The 1,412-nt window shown below is 68.7% G+C and carries 1 protein-coding gene; it reads right to left on the minus strand.

The features are described 5' to 3' along the window. Nucleotides 1-52: 52 nt before the first annotated feature. A complete protein-coding gene (locus tag MJ785_RS18910; protein ID WP_239382078.1) occupies nucleotides 53-919 on the minus strand; it encodes a hypothetical protein in 867 nt (288 codons plus the stop codon). Between the last annotated feature and the right edge of the window lie 493 nt (nucleotides 920-1,412).

A 1,412-nucleotide genomic window follows, 5' to 3' on the forward strand; every position in this document is an offset into this window, starting at 1 on the left:
GGGTTATCCGTTCGGCCCGCCGCGAGCGTCACACCGCGGATACAAGCCGCCGTCAGTCCGCGATCGTGAGGATCTCTGAAAGCGGCCGGCGCGGGGCTGGTTCGCCCAGGACACCGCCGGGCAGCGGCGGGCCGAGTCGAATGACCATCTGCACGGTGCCGGTGCTGCGCAGAATCTCGCGCAGCGTGACGCGGATCGCGTCGATGTCCTGCGCGTGCCCGATCGGGCACGCGGGCACGCCGAGGGCGGTGGCCGTCAGCAGCACTCGGGCGAGCGCCTGGCCCGCCGTCATCCGATCGATAGGACGGTCGGCGGCGGTGCCGAGCACCGCGACGGCGTTCTGGCCGTCCCGCCTGTCGCCCGCAAGCGGCGTCGGGCCTGTCGCGAGATGATCGTCGTCACCGGTGTCGTCCAGCGTGGCCAGCCAGGCACCTTCGAGCCCGGCGGCATCCTGGAGCGCTGCCACCGCCCCGGTCATGTCGGTTGTGGGCTCGATCGGCCCGCGGCCCGCGTGTCCCGCGTGTCCCAGGTAGGCCGCGGCGCCAAGCGACCGCTCCCAGCAGTCAGCCGGCTTGGCCGCGTTGACGCGGATGGTCGCGAGCGGCTCCTTGCCGGCGAGATCCCGGTGGAGGCCGCCATAGCCGGGCCCGCCCGGCAGAACGACGACATCCGGGACGAACCCGCGCAGGCGCAGCGCGATCCGGGCGTAATACAGTGCGGCGCCACAGCTGATCAGCAGTTGCCGGCCGTCGGGGTCGACGGCACCCAGGAGCCGCGAGGGATCCGCGAACAGATCCAGGCGCCTGTCCCCGACCAGCCAGTGCCAAGGCTGCGTGTCATGGATCGATGGCGCGTACGAGGCCGCTGTGACAACTGCTTCGATCTCTTCGCGAAAAGATGTCAGGGCGGTCGCTCGCATGGTCTTCACCCGTTCCCCTCGTTGCCTGATCCCGTCACGCTGTCGCCTTGCTTGTTCCCCGTCCGTCTCCGTTTCCTCCTGATCCTTCGCCGGCGGCCGGGGCACGGTCCTCGTGCGGTCCGGCCCTCGGGGGCGTCAGCGCCGGAGGCCGCGGGTAGGCCGGTGGACGTGTCGCGGACGTCCTGGGTTGGCCAGATCTTCATCCGCTGCCTATGCGTAGCCGTCTGAGCACGGAAAGAAATTTTTACAAACTGCTTGCGATCATGAAATTTCATCGTTCCGTCGTGTATGTTTTCTCTTGCCGGCGGAAAGCCGGGAGACACCGCGGCCAAAACGCCGCAGTGGCCCCCATCCACGGTCCGGGCACCTTAACAGGGATGCTCGGGGTGCTTCGCCAGGCAACTGCCGACCAACTCGGCGCTGTTTGACTCGGCGATACTCCATCGGTAGGTTGCAACAACCGCTCCGGGCGGGCGCTGAAAAGGCGTAGCCC

The organism is Protofrankia sp. CiT1 (assembly GCF_917627335.1).
Lineage (GTDB): Bacteria > Actinomycetota > Actinomycetes > Frankiales > Frankiaceae > Protofrankia.